Below are 21,082 nucleotides of genomic sequence, written 5' to 3' on the forward strand. Positions count from 1 at the left end.
GTAGTCGGCGAGCGACGATCCGGCTACCATGCGGAGATGCGATGGGGGCGGTTGGACAACCGACTACACCGCGCGGCACTGTTGCTCGCGGTGGTGGGCGCGGTGGTCGGTGGATTGGTGATCGCCGGGCTGACCTGGTGGTTGTTGTGGTGGCTCCTGGGTGCGAAGGCCGAGACGCCGAATCAGTTGGACCTCACCAAGATCGCGCTGTCGGTGGCCGCCGGGGTTGGCGGAGCGGTCGCACTGGTGGTGGCGTATCGGCGGCAGCGGGATCTGGAGCGCGGGCGGTTCGCGGAGTTGTTCGGAGCGGCGGCGCGGCAGTTGGGGGACGCGGATGTGGCGGTGCGGATCGCCGGGGTTTACGCGATGGCGGGGGTGGCCGATGAGTTCTCGGCACCGAGTCGAAGACAGCAGTGCGTCGACGTGCTGTGTGGGTATCTACAGTTGCCGTACGAACCGGCCGATGGCGCGAATCATCTTGTCTCGCGGACCGAATCGACGGAGGAAACGGGGATCAAGGTCGCGCGGGTCTACCAGTTCCGGCAGAACGATCGGGAGGTGCGCCGCGCCATCGTCCGCGTGATTGCACAGCACCTGAGACCCTCGGCGGACATCTCGTGGTCGGCGTGCAACGTGTCTTTCCGAGGTGCGGTGCTGGAGACGGCTGATTTCCGAGACGCGGTGTTCTCCGGGCGGCACACGGCGTTCGCCGGGGCGAGGTTCATTGGACCCTCGACCTTCGAGCGCGCGCGGTTCGACGGACACCATGTCACCTTCCGTGGCGCGACCTTCCGGGACGGCCCGGCGCTGTTCGACCGCGCGACGTTCGATACCAGCCTCATCGAGAAGCGGGAACCAGCAGGCTATGGTACGACCTTCGCCGAGGTCACTTTCGAAAGTTCGGTGTCATTCGAGAGTGCGACTTTCAAAGGTCCGCGCACAAACTTCAGCGGCGCCCGCTTCCTCGGCGCGCGAACCTCGTTCCAGGACGCGAAGTTCCGGGCGGAGCTGACCTTGTTCGAGCGTGCCGCCTTCGACGGTGACCACATCGCCTTCGATCGCGCTGAATTCGTGAGTGCCCGTGTCACATTCGGAGGCGCGCAGTTCTACGCCACGCTCACGGCCTTCGACGAGGCCAGGGTAGGTGCGTCGAATCGACTGCGAAACAGGGGCACCCGCGAAACGGACTTTGCGCGCGCCGAATTCCACGGTGGCGTCAGATTCCCGCAGACGGTGCTCGGCGGGCGCATAGTCGATTTCACCGAAGGTGACTTCTTCGGCGACATCTCCTTCGTCGGCACCCGTTTCGCCGCCCAGGAAATCAACTTCGATCGTCCGAAGGCATGGGTGGGCATCCACTTCGATTGGGATGATGTGCCGACCCGCAAACCGACGAGCGTCAAACCGAATCCCTGGCCACCGACCGCCGCGGTGTGACGCTCAGCCGACCCGCGCGAACAGGCCGGCAGCGCTCCGCAAAACCAGCACGTCGGGGCATCCACAGTTGACGGCTGCCCCGACGGCGCGCACTACGTCGGCCAACCACCGTAGGGAACGGTGATCAGCTCCATGAAGTGACCACTCGGGTCGAGGAAATAGACGCCGCGACCACCATCGTTGTGGTTGATCTCGTTGACGCCCTGTTGTCGGGGGTCGGCCCAATGCTCCAGTTTGTAGCGCTGGATCTTGGCGTAGGCCGCGTCGAACTCGGCCTCGGAGATCAGGAATGCGTAATGCTGGGGCTGGATTTCGGTGATGTGGGGCGGCACATTCGCGAAGTCGAAGGTGACTCCGTTCCCCGTCGGCAACGGGATGAACGGACCCCACTCTTTTCCTAGTTCCAAACCAAGGATGTCCGACCAGAATTCGGCTGACACCCGATTGTCGTGGCAACCGACAATGGTGTGATTGAACTGGACAGAGGGCATCGCGGAGCGATTCCGTGCGGGGTGGTGGTCGGGTGACGGGTGGGCCAGGGGATTTCTCCTTGTGTCGTGACGGTCCCGACCCCGGGCTCGGTACAAGGCGGCCTACGGGAGCACCGTCACGGGCGTCGAGGTTAGCCAATCGCGCTCCATGGTGCCACCCCCGAGTGATGCGGGCCATGTTGGTCTGTCTGTGACGCTGCGCGGTAGCGTCGTGGAATGAAGATTCGAGGGGCGGTCCTGGAGCGGATCGCAGCGCCCACGCCGTTCGCCGAGTCGGCGCCGATCACCGTCTGTGAGCTGGATCTGGGGGAGCCGGGTTCGGGTGAGTTGCTGGTGCGGATCGAGGCCGCCGGGCTGTGTCATTCCGACCTGTCGGTGGTGGACGGAAACCGGGTGCGACCGGTGCCGATGCTGCTCGGACACGAAGCGTCGGGCATCGTCGAAGCGATCGGCCGCGGTGGCAGTGATCTCGCGGTGGGGCAGCGTGTGGTGATGACCTTCCTGCCGCGCTGCGGGGAGTGCGCGGGTTGTGCCAGTGACGGCCGCACGCCGTGTGGGCCGGGCAGCGTTGCCAACAATGCGGGTGAGCTATTGAACGGTGGACTGCGGCTGCACCGCGAGGGTGCGCAGGTGCATCATCACCTCGGCGTGTCCGCCTTCGCGACGCACGCCGTCGTCGATCGCCGATCGGTGGTTCCGGTCGATGCGGATGTCCCGCCGGAGGTTGCCGCGGTACTGGGCTGCGCGGTGCTCACCGGCGGTGGTGCGCTGCTCAACTCCGCGAAACCCGGTGCGGCAGATCGGATCATGGTCGTGGGGCTCGGCGGCGTCGGCATGGCGGCGGTGCTCGTCGCGGTGTCGCTCGGTGGGCACGAGGTGATCGCCGTCGATACCGTGCCGGAAAAGCTCGCTCTCGCAAAGGAACTCGGGGCGAGCGCCGTGTACACACCGGCCGTACTCGTGGAGCAGGGCGTACAGGCCGATGTCGTCGTCGAAGCCGCGGGCAATGTCCGCGCCTTCGAAACCGCCATTGCCGCAACAGGGCCCGGCGGTACGACCGTTACGGTCGGACTGCCTGCCCCCGATGCCCGTGCGAGCATTTCGCCTCTCGCATTGGTCGCGCAGGGCCGCACCATCATCGGCAGCTACCTGGGCTCGGCGGTGCCCTCCCGCGATATCCCGGAGTACGTTCGGATGTGGCGCGAGGGTCGGTTGCCCGTCGAGAAGCTGGTTTCCTCGCATGTCGGATTGGACGAAATCAACCGCGCCATGGATGAACTCGCTGCCGGGCATGCGCTGCGGCAGGTCATCGTGTTCGATTAGCGCGGCGGTATTTTCGTCCTCTCGTGGGGTCTGTGCAGGGTTTTCAGCCGCGCGGACCGGGGTGTTCGTCGAGGGCGTCGACGAATCGTCCTAGCAGGCGGGCGAATTCGGTGCGCTCACGGTCGGTCCAGTCCGCCATCGCGGCCGCCATGGCGCTGCGGCGGCCGTCGCGTGCTGCGGTTACGGCGGCGCGTCCGGCGGGGGTCAGTCGCAGGACGGCTCGCCTGCCGTCCTGCTGATCCGCCACCCGCTCCAAGTGACCGGATGAAACCGCCTGGGCGACAAGGCGACTCGCGCGAGGCTGATCGACGCCCAATGCCGGGGCCAGGGCTCCGACGGTGTCCGCATTCGCGCCTGCTACCGCGTCCAGCACCCGGAACACCGCGATCGGCACCGGCGAATCTTTGCCAAGTGCCCCGCGGGTCTGCCGCCGCCGGATCCGCACCATCGCCGCCTCGACGGCCGCGGTCACCGCATCGCGCTCTTCCATCGAGCCTACTTTCATGTCATATTACATGTAGTTGTAATTCTACATGCTTTGGAGGAACGATGGCAGCACTACGTCCGATCGGCTACTGGCTCAAGGAACTCGATCGCCGGATCGACGCCCGCTTCGAGGACGATCTCGCCGCGTCCGGTCTGACCCGCCGCCACTGGCAGATCCTCAACTCACTCGCCGAAGGCCCGCGCCCCGCCGCCGACGTCCGCGACGGCCTCGCCCCCTTCTGGAACGACCCAGCGGAGTGGGGCATCCAACTCGCGCAGCTGGTGGATCGCGGTGACGTCAGCGACGATTCGGGCACCCTCGCCCTGACCGACACCGGCCGCACCACCCACCACCAAGCCTTCACCCTGATCGGCAAGCGCCGCCGCGCCATGCTCGACGGCATCACCGACGACCAGTACATCGAGACCGTGCGCCTGCTGGAGCAGATGGCCGAGAATATGGCGGGCGCCTGAGCTGCGTGTCGCTGATCCCGGAGGTCTGCGGACCGGGAGGGGAGCGGGGTCGATAGGCTGGCGGAATCGTTGGTGGAATTAGGAGGTGCGGTGACCATTCGGGTCGGAGTGCTCGGTGCGCGGGGGAAAGTCGGTCAGGCGATCTGTGCGGCGGTGCAGGCGGCCGATGATCTGGAGTTGGTCGCGACCGTCGACAAGGACGATTCGCTCGAGTCGTTCACCGAGTCGGGCACCCAGGTAGTCGTCGACTTCACCAATCCCGACGTGGTGATGGGGAATCTGAAGTTCCTGGTGGAACGCGGAATTCACGCGGTCGTCGGGACCACCGGATTCGATGAGGGGCGCCTCGACGAGGTGCGCGGCTGGTTGGCCGGACGGACGGAGACCGGTGTGCTCATCGCCCCGAACTTCGCCATCGGCGCCGTGCTGTCCATGCGGTTCGCCGAGCAGGCGGCGCGGTTCTTCGATTCGGTCGAGGTCATCGAACTGCATCACCCGAACAAGGTCGACGCGCCCTCGGGCACCGCATATCGCACCGCGGGCCTGATCGCCGCCGCCCGGGACAAGGCCGGAGTCGGCCGCAGCCCCGACGCCACCACCCAGGCACTCGAGGGCGCGCGCGGCGCCGATGTCGACGGCGTTCGCGTGCATTCGGTGCGCTTGGCCGGACTCGTCGCACACCAGGAGGTGCTCTTCGGCACCCAGGGCGAAACCCTCACCATCCGCCACGATTCCATCGACCGCTCCTCCTTCGCCCCCGGCGTATTGCTCGGCGTCCGGGAGATCGCCAATCGCCCAGGCCTGACCGTCGGGCTCGACCCGTTCCTGGATCTGTGACACCGGAACCGGTTCAGCCGGAAGACCAGGGCTCGGACACCGACGCACGTGGCACCGACGTCCGCAAGGTCGTCGCATTCATCGCGGCCCTGGTCGTCGTGCTCGGCTTCTACTTCGTGTTGCTGGGCCGCATCGCGCTCAGCCTCATCGGTTCCGGTGACCTCGCAGCCGTCGTCATCGGCATCGGCGTGCTGATCCTGCCGTTGCTCGGCGTCTGGATCGTCGTCGCCACCGTCCGCGCGGCCCTGGCGCATCAACATCTGGCCCGCCGCATCCACGACGAGGGCCTCGAACTCGACACCTCGAACGTGCCGCGCCGCCCCTCCGGCCGCATCGAGCGTGCCGCCGCGGACGAACTCTTCAACAAGGTCAAACAGGAATGGGAGGCCGACCCCGACAACTGGCGCGTGTCCTACCGCTTGGCCCGCGCCTACGACTACGCCGGCGACCGCACCCGAGCCCGCGAAACCATGCGCCGCGCAGTAGCCCTGGAAAAACTGGACCACACCCCCTGACCAATCCCTACGTCGGTGCCACCCCGAATCCGGTCAGCCGATCACCATGCATTGGCGCACCCGAACACCAGGAAGCCCCGCCACCAGCGCATTCTCGTGGGCTTCGATGTCCTGTGCATGGATGATCACCATGTAGTGGTGGAGGCAAACGGCGAGAAGGCTGCGCGATCAGTGCATTGTCGTGGGCGCGATATGTGCGTCAGGGATACATCAGATGTCGCCCGAATAGCTGGAATCGAAGGCGCTCGCGATTTGAGGCCCCCGGGAACTCGAGCAAAGGAACCCCCACACAGAGCAGTCCCCGGTAGTCTCCATCGAATTCATGAGTTTCAGTCGTCGCTGACAGCTCCGATATTCGACTGGCTTGCCGGGGGCCTGGCCAGATCCTCGAAAGTGTCTCCCATGCCTTTGGACGTCTCCGCCGACAGTTCGGCACTTCCGGTTTTCTGGTGTAAACCTTTATTTTCCTCCTATTTTGTCGCCAGTCAATAGCTGAGGGCACTTGGATCCAACTCGAGCTCGAGGCGGCAGTACGCTGCTGGATGTGCCACGGCTGCTGATCATTCATCACACTCCGTCACCGCATATGCAGGCGATGTTCGAGGCGGTGGTCTCGGGAGCGACGGATCCGGAGATCGAGGGGGTGGAGGTCGAGCGCAGGGCTGCGCTCGCGGTCACCGCGAGCGATGTGTTGGCCGCCGATGGTTATCTGCTCGGTAGCCCGGCGAATCTGGGATATATGTCCGGCGCGCTCAAGCATGCGTTCGACACGTTCTACTACCCGTGCCTCGATTCGACGCGCGGTCGGCCGTTCGGCTTCTATCTACACGGCAATGAAGGCACCGAGGGGGCCGAACGTGGTGTGCGAAGCGTGACCACCGGACTCGGCTGGGAGCAGGTTGCCGCGCCGGTCATCGTGATGGGCGCGCCCGGTAAGGAGGAGATCCAGCAGTGCTGGGAACTCGGCGCGACCGTCGCGGCGCAGCTCATGGGGTAATGCGCGTCCCCCGAATTTTGGTGTCTGACCGGTATCTGGCGGATCCGGGCATACTACGAGGCGACGATGTAGCGGCGGGGATGTGACGAGTTTGCTCGGGAACGGAGTATCGAGGTGATGTGGGCCGAAGGGGGCGAAACAGCACCGCGCCGGATCGGGCTGGTCGAAGACCACGAATCGGTGGCGATCGGGCTTGCCGCGATGCTGGCGCCGGAACCCGATCTCGATCTGGTGCTGACCGCGGGGACGGTACCGGAACTGCTTGCGGCGGCGGCGAACAGCGCCCCGCTGGATCTGGTCGTGCTGGATCTGCGACTGGCCGACGGATCATCGCCGGAAGACAATGTGCGCGGGCTGCGCAACCGCGGCGTCGAGGTCCTTGTATTCACCGGCGCGGATAACGCGTTCCTGGTGCGCGCCGCGGCGAAGGCCGGTGTGCTCGGCGTGGTGCGCAAATCCGAAGATGTGCCGACGGTGGTCGCCGCGGTGCGCCGCGCCGCCTCGGGTGAGCAGGTGGTGACCACCGACTGGGCCGCCGCCATCGACGGCGATCCGCAACTGTCCGATGTCGGTCTGAGCCCGCGCCAGGAAGAGGTACTCACCCTCTACGCCTCCGGTGAGAAGGCCTCCCGCGTCGCGCGGCTGACGGGCCTGTCCGAACAGACCGTCAACGACTATCTGGGGCGCATCCGGCAGAAGTACGCCGATGCGGGTCGTCCGGCTCCCACCAAGACCGACCTCTACAAGCGGGCGGTAGAGGACGGATGGCTACCGGTTCCCGAGCGGCATCCCCGCGGATGACCGCGTCCAGCGCGCTGGACACCTCGATAACCACTGCGAGCTCCGCCGACCCGTTCCGGGCGAGTCGGTGGCGCCGTGGGCGGATCGCGGTGTCCAGGGAGAAAATCATCGAAGCGGCCTCGGATCGCATTCTGCGCCGGATGGGCCTGGCCGTCGGACTCGCCGGTGTGATCGTCGCGATCGTCGAATTACCCGACATCGCCGACCAGGCGAAATTCGTCTCCGGTCCGTGGGCGAGCCTGGTGGTCGGCGTGGCGCTCGGCTGGTTCCCGGTGCTCGCGGTCGTCTCGTTCACCATGGGCCGCAGGGCGATTCGCGTGGTGGCCGGTGCGGCCGCGCTGAGTTATCTTGCGGCGCTTACGACCATGCCGTTCATCTATGCCGCGCCGTTGACCGACACCACGTCGGTGTGGATGTATCGGGTGATCGCGCTCGGCGTGCTGGCGGCCGTGTTGGCCTGGCGCCCGGCGCTGGCAACCTGCTATCTCCTGGTCGGCGCCGCTACCGCGGCAGTGGCGAACCGGTATGTGCTGCCCGATGCGACGGTCTGGTCGCTGATCGGCGATTTCGCCAGGGCCGCCGGCCTGTGCGCACTGTTCCTGTGGTGCTGCGTCTACGCACTCGCGGCGGCCGCGCGGGTGGACCGGGAATCGGTGATCGCGAGCCGCCGCGCGGCCGCCGTGGCCGGTGCCGCGGCACGCGATCGCGAGCGCGCCCGCTTCGCCGCGTTGATCCACGACGCGGTGCTGTCGACCCTGCTCGACGCCTCGCGGGCGGGCGCCGAATCGCCGGTGCTGCGCGGTCAGGCGGAACGCACGCTGGAACAACTCGACGAATGTCGCGGCACCAATACCGAACCCGACCGACTCGACGCGCAATCGGCGATCGGCTTTCTGCGCTCAGCCATCCACGAGGTGAATCCGGGCATTCGATTCACCGCGCGCCGCTGGGCCGGACTCGATGATCTGCGCCTGCCGGTGCACGCGGCGGGCACCATCGCCGCCGCCCTGGCCGAGGCGGCGCGAAATAGTCTGCGCCACGCCACCGTTGCGGGCCGCACCGTGCAGCGCACCGTCACGGTGACGATCAGTGCGGGCGGTATCCGTGTCGTATTCCGCGATGACGGAGCGGGTTTCGATCTGGACCGGGTGCCCGCCGATCGGCTCGGCGTCTCGGTCAGCATCCTCGGCCGGATGCGTCAGCTGGCCGGCGGCGCCGGATTCGTGGAATCCCAACCGGGGGAGGGAACCACGGTGACCTTGGTCTGGGGTGGCGATGGCTGAAACCGATAACGAATTCGGCCTGCGCGATCTGCTCGGGCTGCGGGACCGGTCCGCCTGGCTCTTCCTGGTCATCTTCGAGGCCACGATCCTGCTGTACATGGTGCGCAATTTCGCCGAATCGCCGCTGCTGCTGGCCGCGACCGCGCTGGTGTTGGTGGCCGGCGCCGGAGTGCTGGTCCTGGTGATCCCGGTCGATCCGCTGCCACTGCCCGCCGCCATCGCGGTGGCCGCCGCCGGTCCGATCGCGGCGGCGCTGACCACCGTGAGTATCGACCACGGCATGTCCAAGCAGGTCTGGACCGCATTCGCGTCGTCCTATGTGCTCGCGGTGCTGGTGGTCCGCGGCCGGTTGGGTGCGGCGTGGTGCGGTGTCGCGGGCATCGCGGCGGTGATCGCGGTGGTCGGCGCGACGAACGGCCTGCGGGTGGTGGTCGGATCCATCGTGCCGATCGCGACGGTTGCCGGGGTTTCGATCGGCGCGGCGGTCATGCGGCCGATGCAGCGCTCGCTGCGGCTGCTGCGCGAGGAGGCCACCATGCGTGCGGCCGCCGAGGCGACCATGGCCGCGCAGAACGGCGAACGGGATCGGCAGCTGGCTCGGCTGGACAAGGTGGCGCGCCCGATTCTGGAACGCATCGCCGACGGCGCCGAACTCACCGCGGGCGAACGCGAAGAGTGCAGGCTGCTGGAGGCCGAACTCCGGGACGGTCTGCGCGCACCGCAATTGGTGACCGACGAATTGAGCAGTGCCGCCCGTGGCGCACGTTCGCGGGGGGTCGAGGTGGTGCTGCTCGACGACGGCGGATTCGCCGGGGTGCCGAAGTGGGTGCGCCAGCAGGTGATCGAATCGGCGGCTCGGGAATTGGATGCCGCCAATGCCGGTTCGGTGACCGTTCGGGTATTGCCGATGGGCCGACGGGTATTGGCCACGGTGCTCGCGAATGCACCGGATCGGGATCGACGCACCGAGATCGATACCGCGGGCGAGGTCTCGGTCTCGACTTGACCTGTCGTACCCCCATGGCATTGTCGTGGTCATGCGGACGATGAGTGCGGTCGCGGCACGCCGGACGGCGCTTGCCGCGCAGGGGTTCGGGCGGCGCAAACCGGCTGCGCCGACCCGGCGGACGATCCTCGACGTGCTCGGCAGAACCCAACTGCTGCAACTGGATTCGGTATCGGCGGTGGTGCGCGCGCACTACGCGCCGGTGTTCAGCCGGATCGGCGGTTACGACCGAACGGTGCTCGATGATGCCGCCTGGAGCAATGGTGTGCGCCGCCCGCGGCGGCTGGTCGAATACTGGGCGCACGAGGCCGCACTGATTCCGGTCGAGGACTGGCCGCTCATGCGCTGGCGGATGCGGAAATACGAACACGGGCGCTGGAGCGGCATGCGCCGGGTAACCGAACGCAATCCCACCCTCGGCAAGGACATTCTCGACGTCATCACCGAGGTCGGCGCTGCCACCGCCGGTGAAGTGGAGCGCCACCTCGAACTGGACAAGCCGCGTCCCAAGGGCTCCTGGTGGAATCTCAGCGATACCAAGATGATCTGCGAGGCGCTGTTCGCGGCAGGTGCGCTATCGGTCGACAAGCGGGTCGGGTTCACCCGCCACTACGACCTGGCCGAGCGAGTGATCCCGCCGGAGATCTTGGCGCGCAACGTATCCGAGGCCGAGGCGGTACGGGAATTGGTCCTGCGCGCGGCCACCGCACTCGGCGTCGCGACCGAGACCGACCTGCGCGACTACTACCGCCTGCACCGCTCACAAACCGAACCGGCCATCGTGGAGTTGGTCGATGCGGGAGAGCTGGGAGTGGTCGAGGTGGCGGGCTGGGGTAAACCCGCCTATCTGCGCGTCGGTGCCTCGACACCGCGCCGAATCGAGGGCGCGGCCTTGCTGTGCCCCTTCGATCCGCTCATCTTCTTCCGAACCCGCACCGAGCGGATCTTCGACTTCCACTATCGGATCGAGATCTACACGCCGGAACCCAAACGGGTGCACGGGTATTACGTATTTCCGTTCCTCCTGAACGGAGAACTCGTGGGACGCGTCGACCTACGTGCCGAGCGTGCGTCGGGCAGGCTGCTGGTGCCGGGTGCCTTCGCCGAACCGGGCCACGGCACCCCGGAGACGGCGCGAGCACTCACCGATGCGCTGCGTGAGATGGCCGACTGGCTCGAACTCGACGAGGTGGTGATCGGCGATCGCGGCGATCTCGCGCCGCTGTTGTGAACTGCTCAGGCCGATTTCGGTTTCCGCGTGGACTGCGATCGGCGCGAGCGAGCAGCGCACCGGCGCGAACCGGTAGCAGCGGCGAAAGCAGTTGCGGACCGCGCACGACAACCTTGGCTGCCAGGCTCCGCCCGCGCCCGGCGAGCGACGGACGACGGGCATGATCGACGTTGACCATAATCCGATTGAATCAGCGACCGGGTCCGCTTGCAATAGTTAGCGGTACTCGAAGTGACATCCAAGTCAGATGTCGCGTTTGGGTCCGTACCCGCGCATCTGGTCGCGCAGTGCACCGCTGACGGCATTCGACAGCCACGAGTTCAGCGAAACCCCGCTGGCCGCAGCGGCTTCCTCGGCCTTGGACTTCAATTGCTCGACCATCCGCAGGGTGACTCGGCTGATATCGCCGGTCATCTCCTCGATCGTCGGATGCTCGTTGTCCGCCGCCGGATTCTTTCGCACGTCGACGGTCGCATCGGTGCCATCCACCGAGACGTGAACTGTGCGGTCGCCGAGCTCTGCGCTGATCTCCGCGGCGAGGTCCGATAGCGCCGCGAGCAGCGCCAATCGGGCCGAACTCGCTGTTGCGGCGGCCAGGGCGGCGGCGGTGGCCTGGGTCTTTTCGTCGCCGAGCGCGGCGGCCGCGATGAGGTCCTCGCGTAGCTGGGCGGTATATTTGTTCAAATCCATGACATCATTGTGACGCCATTCATGGCGTCATTCAAGGGTGGATTTGACATCACGATCGAGTACTGCGAGGTGAATCACTCGCCGTGGCAGGCCGTTCGGCGATGAGGGTGTCGAGGCTGTTCCCGGGAGCGGGTAGCCTTTCTGACCATGACGAACGGTGAATCGACGCCTACGGAGCTGCGTGCGTCCGGCACGGTAGGTGTCGCGATGGTGACCCCCTTCGGTGTCGACGGCAAGCTCAATGTCGATGCCGGGGTCGCACTCGCGGCCCGCCTGGTCGACCGCGGCGTCGATTTGCTGGCAATTTCCGGTACCACCGGGGAATCGCCGACCACCACCGAATCGGAGAAGGCGGATCTACTGCGTGCCGTCGTCGATGCCGTCGGCGCTCGCGCCACCGTGATCGCGGGCGCGGGCACCTATGACACCGCGCATTCGATCGAACTCGCGCGCAATGCCCAGCGTGCGGGCGCGCACGGCCTGCTCGTGGTGACCCCGTACTACTCCCGGCCCACCCAGGACGGCCTGATCGCGCATTTCACCGCCGTCGCGGATGCCACCGACCTGCCGGTCACCCTGTACGACATTCCGCCCCGCTCGGTGGTTCCCATTGCCAGCGACACCATTCGCAAGCTCGCCGAACATCCGCGCATCGTCGCGGTCAAGGATGCCAAGGGGGATCTGAACGCGGGCGCGGATCTCATCGCGAATACCGATCTGGCCTTCTACTCCGGTGACGACGCGCTGAACCTGCCATGGCTGTCGGTCGGCGCGACCGGATTCATCAGTGTCATCGGACATCTCGTGCCCGAGCGGCTGCGCGCCCTGCTCGAGGCCTACACCGCGGGTGACGTGGTGCGCGCCCGTGAGATCAATGCGGGCATGCTGGCGTTGAACGCCGCGATGTCGCGACTTGGTGGTGTCGCGATGAGTAAGGGCGGGCTGCGTCTGCTCGGAGTGGATGCCGGCGAACCGCGCTTGCCGCAATTGATGCCGACCACCGAACAACTCGATGCCCTCGCCGCCGACCTCCGGCTGGCAGGGGTGCTTTCATGAGGAGTGAGCGAATCAGAATCACCGCATTGTCAGACATGATCGAACCGACCAGTAGTGAGGTGCAGTCATGACTGAAGCAGCAGGTCGTCGCCCCCGCCGGACCGCGACCCGGCCCGCGGGCGCGCCAGAACCCGCCGCGCAGCGTCCAGCGGCCGGCACCGAAAAGTCCGATCGGACAGCGCAATCCGACGTCGGCGAGCTAGCGCAGTCCGATACCGCGTCCGGACAGACCGCACCGGCGCAGGCCCCCGCGAAAAAGGCCGCGGTCAAGGCCCCGGCCGAGCAGCCACGCAGACCGGCGCGCGGCCGACAGCAGCGCGGTCGCGGTCGCGGTGAGCAACCCGTGTCCGCTCCCGTCGAGCGGGCAGCAGCCGACCGGCTCGGTGCCCCGCCGAAGCTGCCCAAGAATGGTCTGCGTGTCTTCGCCCTGGGCGGCATCGGCGAAATCGGCCGCAATATGACCGTTTTCGAATACGGCGGCAAACTGCTCATCGTCGACTGCGGCGTGCTCTTCCCGGAGGATCAGCAGCCCGGCGTCGACCTGATCCTGCCCGATTTCCGGCCCATCGAGGACCGGATGGATGATGTCGAAGCCATCGTGCTCACCCACGGCCATGAGGACCACATCGGCGCGGTGCCGTTCCTGCTGCGCCTGCGGGCCGATATCCCGGTCGTCGGTTCGAAATTCACCCTCGCGCTGGTGGCTGCGAAATGCCGCGAGCACCGGCAGCGCCCCAAGCTCGTCGAGGTGATCGAGGGCCAGCACACCACGCACGGCCCGTTCGGCTGCGAATACTTCGCGGTCAACCACTCGATTCCCGATGCCATTGCGGTGGCCATTCGCACGCCGGCCGGTGTCGCGCTGCACACCGGCGACATCAAACTCGATCAGCTCCCGCTGGACGGTCGCCTCACCGACCTGGCCGGTTTCTCCCGCCTCGGTGACGAGGGCGTCGACCTGTTCCTGGTGGACTCCACCAATGCCGAGGTGCCGGGCTTCGTCACGCCGGAACGCGAAATCGGCGGCGTTCTGGATACGGTGATCGGCAAGGCCAGGCACCGGGTGATCGTCGCCTCGTTCGCCAGCCATGTGCATCGCATCCAGCAGGTGGTCGATGTCGCCCAGAGGTACGGGCGGCGAGTGTGTTTCATCGGTCGCTCGATGGTGCGCAATATGGAGATCGCGCAGGAACTGGGCTATCTGACGGTGCCCGACGGTGTGGTCGTCGATCTCGATGTCGCCGCGACCCTTCCGGGCGATCGGCTGGTGCTCATCTCGACCGGCTCGCAGGGCGAACCGCTTTCGGCGCTGTCACGGATGGCGCGCGGTGAACACCGCCAGATCAATATCCGCGCCGACGATCTCGTGGTGCTGGCCTCCTCGCTGATTCCGGGCAATGAGAATTCGGTATTCGCCGTGGTGAACGGTCTGTCGCGGCTCGGCGCCACGGTGATCACCCAGCAGAATGCGAAGGTGCACGTCTCCGGGCATGCGTCCGCGGGTGAATTGCTGTACCTGTACAACGCGGTGCGGCCCACCAATGCCATGCCGGTGCACGGCGAATGGCGGCATCTGCGCGCCAATGCCGCACTGGCCGTGGCAACCGGTGTGGCGGAGGATCGGGTGGTGCTCGCCGAGGACGGCGTGGTGGTGGACCTGGTCGACGGGATCGCTTCGATCGTGGGACGCGTGCCGGTCGGACATGTGTATGTCGACGGACTCTCGGTCGGTGATGTCGGTGAATCGACGCTCTCGGATCGACTGGTCCTCGGTGAGGGCGGGTTCATCTCGATCACCCTCGCGGTCGACTCGACCACCGGTAAGGCGGTCAGCACGCCCGAGGTCAGCGGACGCGGGTTCTCCGATGATCCGACCGCACTCGTCGATGCCGCCGAACTCGTCGAGGCCGAACTGCTGCGGCTGGCCGGTGAGGGCGTCATCGAGACCCACCGCATCGCACAGAGTGTGCGGCGGGTGGTGGGCCGCTGGGTGGCCGAGACCTACCGCCGCCGCCCGATGATCGTGCCGACGGTCATCGGCGTCTGATATCTACCCGAAAACCGCCGGAAGCTCGTTGCTATCCGGCGGTTTTCGCTTGGCCGTCGCGGCTGGTGCCGCATTCGAAACCGCCGCCTGTCGGATTCGGTCTGCCGCGCCGACTCCGCATCCGATATGTTCGGCAGATGAGCATGGCGCAGCGGGAACGTCGGGCACTGGTGGACACGATGTCTGCGGTGGGGCCGGACGCGCCCACGCTGTGCGGCAGCTGGACGGTGCGAGATCTGGCCGCGCACTTGGTTGTTCGGGAACGCCGCCCGGACGCGTCGCCCGGCATCATGCTGAAACCGTTCGCAGGATATCTGGAGTCGGTGCAGGCCAAGGCGGCGCGGCGGGCATTCCCGGAACTGCTGGAGGATGTGCGCTCCGGTCCGCCGTGGTGGTCGCCGCTCAAACCGGTCGATGCGGTCGTCAATCTGACCGAGATGTTCGTCCATCACGAGGACGTGCGCCGCGGCGAACCCGGCTGGGAGCCGCGTGACCTGTCCGCCGCCGAGGAGGACAAGCTGTGGTCGGCGCTGCGTCGCATGGGTCGGATGGCCTACCGCAAAGCCCCGGTCACCATCGAACTGGCCACCCCGGACGGCCGGCGCGCCGTGGTGCATACGAAGTCCGGAACGGCGCAGGTGACGCTGACCGGCAAGCCCTCGGAACTACTGCTGCACGCCTTCGGCCGCGATGAGGTCCGGATCGAAACCGCGGGTGATCCGGCGGATGTGCGGGCGGTGCTGCAGACGAATCGGTCAGTGTAAACCGGCCCGCGGGTGCAGTTGCTCGGTCGACACGCCAAACACGATGGCTGATTTCGCAACGACTGCTCTCGTACACACATGGGTAACTCGTCGGGCCGCCAAAAGCCGCGTAGCACTTCACATGCGGTCCGGTACGAGACCGCCGAGGCACCTACGACCGGCAAAAGGTCCGGGGAGGCGGGACAGTTACGTGTGTGGTTGATGGTCTGGATGGGGCGTTTGCGGCTAGCCTGAGTTCATGGCAGGTAAGTCCCGCAGCTCCACGACCACTCGTGCGCGGGCGGGATCGGCCCGGGGGAGGACCACGGCGGCATCTCGTTCGGGCCAGGCTCGCACCACCGCTCAACGCCGCTCGCCCGCACCGCGCGCCCGAAACGCGCCGGCGCGCCGCCCGGTCCGTCGCAAGTCCGATACCGCACCGCTCGCGGTCATCAGCCGCGGCATCACCAGCGGCTGGAATATGCTCGCGCGCGGACTCGGCGCCACCACCAGGGCCGTGAGCCGGGCGGGCGAAATCGAACACGGTCATCGCCGCGACGGCATCGCGCTTGCCCTCATCGCCCTCAGCGCGGTGATCGCGGCCGCGGTATGGCTCTCGGCGGGCGGGCCGATCGGGCACTGGGTCGAGGAGGCGATTCGTGCCGTCTCCGGCTCGGCATCGGCCGGATTGCCGTTCGTGGCCACCGGAATCGCCATTGTCCTGATGCGGACCGAGGCCCGTCCGGAGATCCGCCCGCGGCTGGTACTCGGCGGATTGCTGATCGGATTGCCGGTCCTGGGTCTCTGGCATATCGCCGCCGGATCGCCGACCGATGCGCACGGGCGTTCGCGCGCAGCGGGTTTCGTCGGATTCGTGGTCGGCGGCCCACTGACCAGCGGGCTCACCGCCTGGCTTTCGGTGCCGATTCTGTTGCTGGCCATCATTTTCGGTGTGCTGCTGGTAACTGGAACTACCGTGCGCGAGGTACCGCAGCGGTTGCGCGAGTACTTCGGCACCGGCAGCGGTGGCGACGAATACGGTGACTACGACGGCGAATCCGATTTCGATCCGGCCAATTACGATGCCGACGGATTCCCGCTGCATCGCAATACCAAGTCGAAGCGGCGCGGTCGCACCCCGGAGGAGAACTATCCGCCCGACGAATTCGGCGGCTCCGATGCGGTTACCGAGGTCATGGGCGAACCGCCACTGCGCGATGCGAAACCGATTGCGACCGAGGCGGCGCCCGAAGAAAAGCCCAAGCCGAAGAAGCGCGCCCCGATCAAGGTCGAGGACCAGACCCCACCGCCGCCCAAGCAGCTGGAGTTCATCAACGACCGCGAGGTCGAGGGCGATTACACCCTCCCGCCGTTGACACTGCTCACCGACGGCGATCCGCCCAAGAAGCGCAGTGCCGCCAATGAATCGATGATCGAGGCGATCACCGAGGTGCTGGTGCAGTTCAAGATCGACGCGGCGGTCACCGGTTTCGTGCGCGGCCCGACGGTCACCCGCTACGAGGTGGAACTCGGGCCGGGTGTGAAGGTCGAGAAGATCACCGCGCTGGCCCGCAATATCGCCTATGCCGTTGCCACCGAGAATGTTCGGCTGCTCGCCCCGATTCCGGGTAAGTCCGCCGTCGGTATCGAGGTGCCCAACTCCGATCGTGAACTGGTGCGCCTGGCCGATGTGCTCAAGGCCCCCTCGACCCGAAATGACCACCACCCATTGGTGATCGGGCTCGGCAAGAATATCGAGGGCGATTTCGTCTCGGCGAATCTCGCGAAAATGCCGCATCTGCTGGTCGCAGGTTCGACTGGTTCCGGTAAGTCGAGTTTCGTGAACTCGATGCTGGTATCGCTGCTGGCGCGCTCGACTCCGGACGAGGTCCGGATGATCCTCATCGACCCCAAGATGGTGGAACTCACGCCGTACGAGGGCATTCCGCACCTCATCACCCCCATCATCACCCAGCCGAAGAAGGCCGCCGCCGCGCTGGCCTGGCTGGTGGAGGAGATGGAACAGCGCTACCAGGACATGCAGGCCAATAAGGTGCGCCACATCGACGACTTCAACAAGAAGGTCAAGTCGGGTGCCATTACCGCGCCGCTGGGCAGCGAACGGGTCTATCGGCCCTATCCGTACATTCTGGCCATCGTCGACGAACTCGCCGATCTCATGATGACCGCGCCGCGCGATGTCGAGGACGCGATCGTGCGCATCACCCAGAAGGCCCGCGCCGCAGGCATTCACCTGGTACTCGCGACGCAGCGGCCTTCGGTGGACGTGGTCACCGGTCTGATCAAGACCAATGTGCCGTCCCGATTGGCCTTCGCCACTTCGTCACTGACGGATTCACGAGTCATCCTGGATCAGCCCGGCGCGGAGAAGCTGATCGGTATGGGTGACGGACTGTTCCTGCCGATGGGCGCGAACAAGCCGACCCGGTTGCAGGGCGCGTTCATCTCGGATGAGGAGATCCACGGGGTCGTCGACTTCACCAAGAACCAGGCCGAACCCGAATACCAGGAGGGCGTCACCGCCGCCAAGGCCGGTGAGAAGAAGGATGTCGATCCCGATATCGGCGACGATCTGGATGTCTTCATCCAGGCCGTGGAACTGGTCGTCACTTCGCAATTCGGCTCGACCTCCATGCTGCAGCGCAAGCTGCGCGTCGGCTTCGCCAAGGCCGGGCGCCTGATGGATCTGATGGAGACCCGCGGTGTCGTCGGCCCCAGTGAGGGGTCGAAGGCACGCGATGTGCTCATCAAGCCCGATGAGCTCGAGGGACTGCTGTGGACGATCCGTGGTGGCGGGGACGCGGAGCCGGACGGCCCGGAGGAGTGAAAACGCTTCGGCGGCAGATATTCTCACCGCCGGTGGGCGGCCGCCGCGTCGGTACAGTGGTTCGGCGTGGTGATCTGCGGAATCAGAGTGTCGCACAACGGTGGGATCGCGGTTATCGAGGACGACCGGCTGGTTTTCGGCATCGAGCTGGAGAAGCTGGACAACGGCAGGCGCCACCGCGCGTTGGTCGATCTCGAGCAGGTCGCCGCGATATTGCGGTCGGAGGGCTTGACGCCCGCTGATATCGACCGGTTCGTTGTGGATGGTGCTGTGCCGGAGACGGATTCGACCGAGCCCGCACGCATTGCGACGCTGGTCGGCGGCCGTCCGGTAGAACTCACGATCGCGCCGTATCAGGACCGGCCCGGGCGCACTGTACCGCTGGCACGGCACCGCTTTCGTGGTCATGGATTCGGTTCCGCCGCCGACGAATACGTCAGCTATCACCATGTGGACCAGCACATCATGGGCGGCTACTGTACGAGTCCGTTCGCGGCGCGCGGCGAGGATGCGCTCGTCCTGGTGGGGGACGGTGGAGCTGTCAGACGGCTCTACCATGTCGTGGCGGCGGCACGACGAGTCCGTCCGGTCGCGGTTTTCCGCGGCGAATCGGGGGAGCCGTCGGCACTGGGTTCGCTTGTGCACAAGGACTCCGCATTGCCATCGAAACTGGTGGTGACCGGGGAATGCGCCCTCGATATCAAGTGGAATTCGCGCCTGCGGGAGCAGGGGATGGTCGAGGAGATCTGGATTCCGCCGTTTCCGGATGACTCCGGTGCCGCCATCGGCGCCGCCTGCTGCGAGATGTTCCGGAAAGGGCGCAATCCGGGGCTGCGGTGGGGTGTGTACTCCGGTCCACGAGTCAGGGTATGCGGAGTGCCGGACAACTGGCGCAGACAGCTCTGTGACGAGCGGGGAGTGGCGGAGGTATTGCACCGGAAAGGTGAGCCGGTGGTGGTGCTTACGGGTCGTGCCGAGATCGGACCGCGCGCCCTCGGCAACCGCAGCATCCTCGCTCCCGCAACGGATTCGGCGATGCGGGAACGGCTCAACGGCATCAAGCACCGGGCCGCTCACCGTTCGGTGGCGGCAGTATGCCGGGCGGAGCGGGCGGCGGAGGTGTTCGGCGCCGGCGCCGGTGATCCTTACCTGACCTTCGAGCACCGGATCCGCCCGCAGTGGGCCGACCGCATTCCCGCCGTGCGACAGGTCGACGGTACCGCGCGGGTGCAGACCATCGATGCGACGGCAAAGAGCGCGACCGCGCGGATTCTGGCGGCATACGAGGCCATCAGCGGCATACCGGTGCTATGCAATACGAGCGCGAATTCCGAAGGGTGCGGGTTCTTTCCGGATGTGGCCGCCGCGGCGCGCTGGGGTGGTACCCGCTATATCTGGTCCGAAGGCTATCTGTACACCGATCAGGCACGCACTCGGCAAACCGCTCGCGAACGCGCGTGGGCGCCGCGAGACTGGGGCCATACCAGCGTGATGTGGTAGCTCATCGTGGAGTCGAACCACGCGGCAGGGCCTTATGAGAGCCCCGGGGCGAACCTGCATGAGCCTGGGCGGGAAGTAGCTGGAGTGCCAGGATTCGAACCTTCATCCGCCTGCTTCGTAAACAGGTGCTCCATCCGTTGAGCTACGAGCGCTGATCCACGCAACCGCGCGGACCGGTTCCCTCGGCGAGATTCGAACTCGCATCAACCGGATTCTAAGTCCGGTGCCTCTGCCAATTGGGCTACGAGGGAATGGTTTTGGTACCCGTCGGTGGGATCGAACCACCGACCTGCGCCGTCGCGGACACCGCACGACTGCTTGCAGGTCGCTCGAAAGGGTCAGCTCTGTCCACTGAGCTACACGGGCTCAAAACCGGTATGCAGCAGGGTTGTTCAACTCCGGTAATACGAAATGCCTACTGCCGTATATTCGCTGTGAAGTTATGAGCACGGATGGCGGGACTCGAACCCACAGCCGACGACTTTGGAGATCGTTGCTCTTCCAGTTGAGCTACATCCGTTGGGCAAGAAAAAGGGCCGCTCCGTGGCGAATATTTCGCCGGAAGCGACCCCTGCTCAGGCCTTCTCGAATCGAGACCTCAGGGGCGGCTCCGGATACTCGCCTGTCGCGGCTGCGACATCAACAGCCAGGTCAGGCGCAGCTGCGATATCGGCCGCCGGGTGCCGGAACGCAATTGCCAGGCACCGGCGAGGGAGCGTAGTCCCTGGTCCTCGGTGCTGGTCATTGCCTTCACCTTTCGGGGTTCCGATTACCGTCCGATTACGTTGCAGATAACGCTAACACCGCAAGACCCGATGAGGAACCCATTTATTCCCTACCGGCGAGTTGTCGGTGTGCCTGCAGTGTGTAAGTCAACGGCAGACGCTCCGGATGCTCGCAGAGCAGCCACTCACCATTCGCCTCGCGTGTCATCTGGCCGGGCAATGCCTCCCAGGGAACGCTGCGGTGCTCCACCAGTCCGGTGATCGTCATGCCGTGGTCGAGCAGTGCGGTCACGACATCACCGAGTCCGTGATTCCACTCGTGCGTCACGGTTTGTGTGAATTCCGTCTCGGTTTCGACATAAGTCTTTTCAGGCGAAAACACCGTGGGTTCAGGCATTTCGAAGTAGGGATAGCCGACAGCCGGTCGGGCGGTGTGGATTTCGTCCATGACCCGCCGCCGGCGACTGCTTGCAGGTCGCTCGAAAGGGGCAGCATCGGATGGCCTTCGCGCAGGAACAGCCATCCGCCGGGCAGGAGCAACCCGCGACCGTAGTCGTCGCTCATGCTCGCGAGGGTGACACGTCGGCCGCCG

At 66.1% G+C, this 21,082-nt stretch carries 20 protein-coding genes and 3 tRNA genes; 15 read left to right on the top strand and 8 right to left on the bottom strand.

What is annotated here, in order from left to right; all coding sequences use genetic code 11:
- Positions 1 to 36 precede the first annotated feature (36 nt).
- Positions 37 to 1,437: a pentapeptide repeat-containing protein gene (locus ACQPYR_RS11970; protein WP_433631146.1), complete on the top strand. Its 1,401-nt coding sequence runs from the start codon at positions 37 to 39 to the stop codon at positions 1,435 to 1,437.
- Between the two features lie 92 nt (positions 1,438 to 1,529).
- On the opposite strand, the gene ACQPYR_RS11975 is transcribed toward ACQPYR_RS11970, so the two are convergent.
- A complete protein-coding gene (locus ACQPYR_RS11975; RefSeq protein ID WP_433631148.1) occupies positions 1,530 to 1,928 on the bottom strand; it encodes a VOC family protein in 399 nt (132 codons plus the stop codon).
- 216 nt (positions 1,929 to 2,144) lie between these two features.
- On the opposite strand from ACQPYR_RS11975, the gene ACQPYR_RS11980 reads away from it, so the two are divergent.
- The gene (locus ACQPYR_RS11980; protein ID WP_433631151.1) at positions 2,145 to 3,251 is read left to right on the top strand and encodes a zinc-binding dehydrogenase; all 1,107 of its coding nucleotides are present in this window, start codon (positions 2,145 to 2,147) and stop codon (positions 3,249 to 3,251) included.
- Between the two features lie 43 nt (positions 3,252 to 3,294).
- Here ACQPYR_RS11980 and ACQPYR_RS11985 read toward each other — a convergent pair whose 3' ends face one another.
- Positions 3,295 to 3,741, bottom strand: a complete 447-nt coding sequence (locus ACQPYR_RS11985) for a MarR family winged helix-turn-helix transcriptional regulator (RefSeq protein ID WP_433631153.1) — start codon at positions 3,739 to 3,741, stop codon at positions 3,295 to 3,297.
- 59 nt (positions 3,742 to 3,800) lie between these two features.
- Here ACQPYR_RS11985 and ACQPYR_RS11990 point away from each other — a divergent pair, with 59 nt between their 5' ends.
- The 8 genes from ACQPYR_RS11990 to ACQPYR_RS12025 all read left to right on the top strand — a co-directional run bounded on the left by ACQPYR_RS11990 (position 3,801) and on the right by ACQPYR_RS12025 (position 10,881).
- Positions 3,801 to 4,211: a MarR family winged helix-turn-helix transcriptional regulator gene (locus tag ACQPYR_RS11990; RefSeq protein WP_433631156.1), complete on the top strand. Its 411-nt coding sequence runs from the start codon at positions 3,801 to 3,803 to the stop codon at positions 4,209 to 4,211.
- A 90-nt stretch (positions 4,212 to 4,301) separates the two neighbouring features.
- Positions 4,302 to 5,048, top strand: a complete 747-nt coding sequence (gene dapB / locus ACQPYR_RS11995; protein ID WP_433631159.1) for a 4-hydroxy-tetrahydrodipicolinate reductase — start codon at positions 4,302 to 4,304, stop codon at positions 5,046 to 5,048.
- Entirely contained in the window at positions 5,045 to 5,563 is a 519-nt protein-coding gene (locus ACQPYR_RS12000) for a hypothetical protein (RefSeq protein ID WP_433631162.1), read from the top strand. Before dapB ends, ACQPYR_RS12000 begins: the two co-directional genes overlap by 4 nt.
- Positions 5,564 to 6,107: 544 nt before the next feature.
- A complete protein-coding gene (locus ACQPYR_RS12005; protein ID WP_157124579.1) occupies positions 6,108 to 6,560 on the top strand; it encodes a flavodoxin family protein in 453 nt (150 codons plus the stop codon).
- 117 nt (positions 6,561 to 6,677) lie between these two features.
- A complete protein-coding gene (locus ACQPYR_RS12010) occupies positions 6,678 to 7,361 on the top strand; it encodes a response regulator transcription factor (protein ID WP_387290019.1) in 684 nt (227 codons plus the stop codon).
- A complete protein-coding gene (locus ACQPYR_RS12015) occupies positions 7,358 to 8,644 on the top strand; it encodes an ATP-binding protein (protein WP_433631165.1) in 1,287 nt (428 codons plus the stop codon). The genes ACQPYR_RS12010 and ACQPYR_RS12015 overlap by 4 nt, the downstream gene beginning before the upstream one ends.
- Positions 8,637 to 9,650 (top strand): hypothetical protein, encoded by a 1,014-nt coding sequence (locus ACQPYR_RS12020; protein WP_433631168.1) that lies wholly within the window; start codon positions 8,637 to 8,639, stop codon positions 9,648 to 9,650. The genes ACQPYR_RS12015 and ACQPYR_RS12020 overlap by 8 nt, the downstream gene beginning before the upstream one ends.
- A gap of 31 nt (positions 9,651 to 9,681) precedes the next feature.
- The gene (locus ACQPYR_RS12025) at positions 9,682 to 10,881 is read left to right on the top strand and encodes a winged helix-turn-helix domain-containing protein (protein ID WP_433631170.1); all 1,200 of its coding nucleotides are present in this window, start codon (positions 9,682 to 9,684) and stop codon (positions 10,879 to 10,881) included.
- Positions 10,882 to 11,124: 243 nt separating this feature from the next.
- On the opposite strand, the gene ACQPYR_RS12030 is transcribed toward ACQPYR_RS12025, so the two are convergent.
- Entirely contained in the window at positions 11,125 to 11,571 is a 447-nt protein-coding gene (locus ACQPYR_RS12030) for a toxin-antitoxin system HicB family antitoxin (protein ID WP_433631173.1), read from the bottom strand.
- Between the two features lie 147 nt (positions 11,572 to 11,718).
- On the opposite strand from ACQPYR_RS12030, the gene dapA reads away from it, so the two are divergent.
- The 5 genes from dapA to ACQPYR_RS12055 all read left to right on the top strand — a co-directional run bounded on the left by dapA (position 11,719) and on the right by ACQPYR_RS12055 (position 19,765).
- Positions 11,719 to 12,627 carry a 4-hydroxy-tetrahydrodipicolinate synthase gene (dapA, locus tag ACQPYR_RS12035; RefSeq protein WP_433631176.1) on the top strand — a complete coding sequence of 303 codons (909 nt, stop codon included), beginning with the start codon at positions 11,719 to 11,721 and terminating at the stop codon, positions 12,625 to 12,627.
- A gap of 67 nt (positions 12,628 to 12,694) precedes the next feature.
- Positions 12,695 to 14,674, top strand: coding sequence for a ribonuclease J (locus ACQPYR_RS12040; protein WP_433631178.1), 1,980 nt, complete (start codon positions 12,695 to 12,697; stop codon positions 14,672 to 14,674).
- Between the two features lie 137 nt (positions 14,675 to 14,811).
- The gene (locus tag ACQPYR_RS12045; protein ID WP_433631181.1) at positions 14,812 to 15,438 is read left to right on the top strand and encodes a TIGR03085 family metal-binding protein; all 627 of its coding nucleotides are present in this window, start codon (positions 14,812 to 14,814) and stop codon (positions 15,436 to 15,438) included.
- A gap of 238 nt (positions 15,439 to 15,676) precedes the next feature.
- Complete coding sequence (locus ACQPYR_RS12050) at positions 15,677 to 18,265, top strand: DNA translocase FtsK (RefSeq protein WP_433631183.1); 2,589 nt, start codon at positions 15,677 to 15,679, stop codon at positions 18,263 to 18,265.
- Between the two features lie 69 nt (positions 18,266 to 18,334).
- Complete coding sequence (locus ACQPYR_RS12055) at positions 18,335 to 19,765, top strand: carbamoyltransferase N-terminal domain-containing protein (protein ID WP_433635110.1); 1,431 nt, start codon at positions 18,335 to 18,337, stop codon at positions 19,763 to 19,765.
- 177 nt (positions 19,766 to 19,942) lie between these two features.
- Here ACQPYR_RS12055 and ACQPYR_RS12060 read toward each other — a convergent pair.
- The 5 genes from ACQPYR_RS12060 to ACQPYR_RS12080 form a co-directional block, all read right to left on the bottom strand.
- Positions 19,943 to 20,016: transfer RNA gene (locus tag ACQPYR_RS12060), tRNA-Leu, on the bottom strand.
- Positions 20,017 to 20,023: 7 nt separating this feature from the next.
- Positions 20,024 to 20,131: transfer RNA gene (locus ACQPYR_RS12065), tRNA-OTHER, on the bottom strand.
- Between the two features lie 81 nt (positions 20,132 to 20,212).
- Positions 20,213 to 20,285 (bottom strand) — tRNA-Trp (locus tag ACQPYR_RS12070).
- Between the two features lie 78 nt (positions 20,286 to 20,363).
- Positions 20,364 to 20,510: a hypothetical protein gene (locus ACQPYR_RS12075; protein WP_433631186.1), complete on the bottom strand. Its 147-nt coding sequence runs from the start codon at positions 20,508 to 20,510 to the stop codon at positions 20,364 to 20,366.
- 83 nt (positions 20,511 to 20,593) lie between these two features.
- A complete protein-coding gene (locus tag ACQPYR_RS12080; RefSeq protein WP_433631188.1) occupies positions 20,594 to 20,938 on the bottom strand; it encodes a hypothetical protein in 345 nt (114 codons plus the stop codon).
- Positions 20,939 to 21,082 lie beyond the last annotated feature (144 nt).

The sequence above is a fragment of the Nocardia sp. CA-120079 genome (assembly GCF_050955745.1).
Classification (GTDB): domain Bacteria; phylum Actinomycetota; class Actinomycetes; order Mycobacteriales; family Mycobacteriaceae; genus Nocardia.